This window comes from Nostoc sp. (assembly GCF_035638895.1).
Lineage (GTDB): Bacteria > Cyanobacteriota > Cyanobacteriia > Cyanobacteriales > Nostocaceae > Nostoc.
Window position 1 is genome coordinate 1 of sequence record NZ_DASQZC010000333.1, and the last position, 4,011, is coordinate 4,011.

At 35.6% G+C, this 4,011-nt stretch carries 3 protein-coding genes and 1 pseudogene; 1 reads left to right on the plus strand and 3 read right to left on the minus strand.

The features are described 5' to 3' along the window. Positions 1 to 556: pseudogene (locus tag VE944_RS16420) on the minus strand (tetratricopeptide repeat protein); the annotation flags it as partial. A gap of 434 nt (positions 557 to 990) precedes the next feature. Between VE944_RS16420 and VE944_RS16425 the strand changes: the two are divergent. Continuing rightward, complete coding sequence (locus tag VE944_RS16425) at positions 991 to 1,251, plus strand: hypothetical protein (protein WP_012407382.1); 261 nt, start codon at positions 991 to 993, stop codon at positions 1,249 to 1,251. A 110-nt stretch (positions 1,252 to 1,361) separates the two neighbouring features. On the opposite strand, the gene VE944_RS16430 is transcribed toward VE944_RS16425, so the two are convergent. Both VE944_RS16430 and VE944_RS16435 read right to left on the minus strand, forming a co-directional pair. Next, positions 1,362 to 3,137 (minus strand): GmrSD restriction endonuclease domain-containing protein, encoded by a 1,776-nt coding sequence (locus VE944_RS16430; RefSeq protein WP_324978803.1) that lies wholly within the window; start codon positions 3,135 to 3,137, stop codon positions 1,362 to 1,364. A gap of 108 nt (positions 3,138 to 3,245) precedes the next feature. Next, positions 3,246 to 4,011 (minus strand): 1-aminocyclopropane-1-carboxylate deaminase/D-cysteine desulfhydrase (locus VE944_RS16435; RefSeq protein WP_324978806.1); only part of this gene is annotated, 766 nt, incomplete at its 5' end.

Sequence of the window (4,011 nt, forward strand, 5' to 3'; positions counted from 1 at the left end):
TTAATACCTGTGCTTTAGCTAAATCTAGTTCAGATGTAAGGTTAGATAAATATTTTTTTTGTTCGTTTTTAATCTGTTGTTTTAAACTAACCGTTTCCTGTTCTAATTCATAATTTATTTTTTTAGCTTCTTGAATAAGATTTTCAGCCTCTTGTTTAGCGGTGGCTAGCTGATTTTGCAATTTTTCCATTCCCTGTAATTGTTGCATAGCCCTATCAACAATTTCACGAATTACCACTCGTCGCAGGAGCCAAAATAAAGCAATGATTGCGACTGGAAATAGACTTAATATAACTAGCCAGACATTGAGTAAGATAGTTGTCCGGCTAAAAGCGCTATTAAAATCAGATTGGATTTGCTGTTGAATTCGCTTTTCCGCTCTTAGTCGCGTTAATTCTTCCCGTTCCTGATTCGATAACACCAAAGCAGGAGTTAGTGCTGGGGAAGGTGATGGTGCAGATTGTCCACTGGCAATTCCAGGGGACAGCAGTAAGGGTAAAAAGACAATAGTGCTTTTTACAATTAAAGCGAAAACAGCTTGATTTTTGCTCTTCATAACAACCATCTCAGTCTGTTGGTCAGTTTTTGAAGCGGCGTGCCTCTCTCCAATCTATAACAGAATTAAGTAGTAAAATGTTGTAGAAGGAGTGGAAAATGCTGAACAATCCTTAACTAATCTCTTCCTTCGCCCTTACTGTACGTACAACTTCAGTCGTGGAGCGCAGTCAAGTTTTTAACATTTTTTAGAGATACCATTATAACATTACTATGTGAAAACCAAGTACCACAAACAATAATTTATCAACCTCTAAAAGACAGATTGTAGCAAAATCGGCGCTTTCTCAGAGCATTCATCGAACTAAGTTCGGACTTTATTTCTACAGATAGCAGTATGCAAAGTGTCAGATGTGCGAAGTACGTACTAACATTAGATTATCTAAGATAAGCAGATTCCTTGTCCTACAACTAACTTAACAAAGGCGGTAGAAAATGGGTCGGTTAAATCCTTATACACTGCAATTGCAGATTACCCGAATGTTTGAGCAAGGGCAATCATTTTTTGCGACAACCAAGGTACAGGAATGGTTGAAAGAACGCAAACATAATCCAGAAGATTATGACATTCTTTTCCATAAAAAACCCGCGCCTCCTGGTTCCAAAGAAGTGATGGTAGTGGAAATTGAATTACGCCGCAAAGATGGACAACCGGTAGATCCTTGGTTGCAAGAACAAGCAAATCTCCATGCCTAATTTTAAGAACTAGCAATTTTCAATTTAAATTCATATTATCTTAACAGAATTTATCAAAAAAGAGCGTTTTAAATTGCGGGACGCTCTTTGTTATCTTTTATTTAGGGAGATTATATATTATTTGTACGATCGCCCATATCAAAAACATTAAATTCAATCCCTTCTAACTTTAGCCTCAAAGCCTCTAATAAGAGGTTTATCCTTTCTTCAATAAACATTGTTAGGGCATTTTTAGGAAGTGCATCAGCTCTTGACCATTCAAGAATAATCGTTGGTATAAGATGAGAGTGTAGCACTGTTTCTAAACCAGGATCGTCATATTCTTTGAGATAATCTAATGGATTTTTATCGCTAATTTTCAAATTAGTTATTTGAGACAAATAGGCAATATTCATCAAGCTGTCACATTCTATTTGACTAGCAATGCCACTTTGCTTAATAAAGTTAACTGGAAATATATGATGTAAGTTAGGCTTATCTGTTAGCAAATAATAAACATTAGACAAAACATCTCTATGAGGTTTTGCCCAATCTTGCGGCTTGTGGTTTGCATAAAGTGATAGTATTGCTCTGGATAAGCGACCTTTATAACTGTAGAAAGATTTTCTTATCGAATTCTTATCAATATCAAATTTATTGAATGAGTAAGTACTATTAGCTTTTTGTTGATTAACAAAGTATATATGTTCCCAGAGGTGAGTAGTGTTTGTTAGTAAATCTACATTATGAAAACTATAATACCAAAAATATTTATTTAAAAAACTATAATCTGGTTTATCATTCCGATAAAAGTATGCTGTAATAGTCAGGTATAAATATCGGTAAGGGATTAATCTTCCACCTTTAATATGCAAAATATTATCAAAGAAATCAAAAGTTTTCGCAACGGCTATTTTAAAATTAGACCATACAGCTTCAATATGTTCTGTTTTTAGCTTATTAAGATACATATCAGTAATATTTTGTATCCCAGCTTCGGGAAATTCAAGTTTTACTACTACAGCTAGCATCTGGAGCAATGTCCAATTATCAATATTGGCATATTGACTACTAGAAATAGTTTTTTTAAATTTCTCGAATAATTCCCGGAGATAAAAACCAGAGATATTATTTATCTTATTTTCAGAACGAAAAGTCTTAGCAACCACAATATCAAAGATATCCAAGGGTTTGCCAGCTTGATTAATCCGCTCAAATATTTGACACACTTCTGCAACTTCAATACCGCGTAATTCAATAAAGGAAATTTTGTAATTAGCAAAAACCTCCCTAATTCTCCTCAATTGTTGCATATAAGGATGATCGAATTCTCCATTAACATTTGCATAAATACTTTTTTCTACTTTTATATAATCTTTAATTATTTCTATTAAGCTGACAATTAGTTTATCTTGATAACGTTTTTTTCTCCCAGTATTTGCTTTAATATGGCCATCTTTGTCATCAATCTCGTCCCAAAACAAGAACCTTTTTGCATAGCTTGTGTCATCAGTAGCATCAGTAAGTTCAATAGTCAAATCTATATATAGTGTTGGATTAAAATTTTCATTTTTAGCAATGTTACCACCATATATTGATGTTAGGAGAGAAGTTGTTCTTTGTTGTCCATCTAAAATGTATTGGTATTCATTAGAGTGAAAATCATCAGCAAACTTGATACCACCTATTTCTCTATGACTTTCTAGCTTGGTGTTAGTTTTCCAAATTAGAATACTTCCTAAAGGGTAAAACTTATAAATACTATCCCAAAGTTTTTTAACATTCTCTTTCTCCCACACAACATCTCGTTGAAAAGTTGGAATTTGATACCTTTTAGCTAGGAGATTTTCTAAATAGGTAGTAATACTGTGACCATCTGGCTTAATGCGATCAGCGTATGTAAACATTAAATTGACCTTACCTAACTTTGAGTAAATATCAAGATTGGCGTGTGAATTTAACTTATTTTAGTAAAATTCCATACAAGGCTAACTGATATTTAATTAAGTGGCAAGTCAGATTTTAGAAAATTTCTGCAACCTTTCTTCCATACCAACGTTGCCCTGTAAACCTCCTGTGTGTAATAGCAACAATGAGTCGCCTCTACAAAAAAATCCCTGCTTTAGTAAATCCATTACTCCGTAAAACATTTTGGCGGTATATACGTAATCAAGGGGTACGCCATGTTCCTGTATGAACTGTTGGCTGAAAAGTAGCAACTTGTTGTTCACCTTTGCATAGCCGCCGAAGTGGTAATCACATACCAATTCCCAGGAAGCGGGAGAACTATATGGCGAGGGTAAATCAGAGGCGAGGTAATTTGTCAACAAACTTTCGATTTCTTGGGAGAGAAATGCCCCATTTTTTAGAACAGGAAAAGCGATCGCTCTTTGTCTTTCATGCAACGAAAGCGCAATACCTGCTAGTGTGGTAGCTGTACCGCAGGCTACGCATATATGATCAAATGCGTAGGCGTAGCCAGCCGTAGGCATTGCATCAGCAATTATCTCTGTACAGCCGCGCACACCATTTAAATTACTCCCGCCTTCGGGAATGATAAACACCTCGCCGAAACGTTGTTGCAGATATTCCTTTAACTCTGGTGTGTTGCGCTGTCGATACATCTCGCGGTTAAGATAGACAAGCTGCATACCCTGTTGTACAGCAAAACTCAGCGTAGGATTCAACGGTAGCCTCTCTTCTCCACGAATTACACCAATGGTATGAAAACCGAAAAGATTACCAGCCGCCGCAGTTGCATAGATGTGATTGGAATAAGCA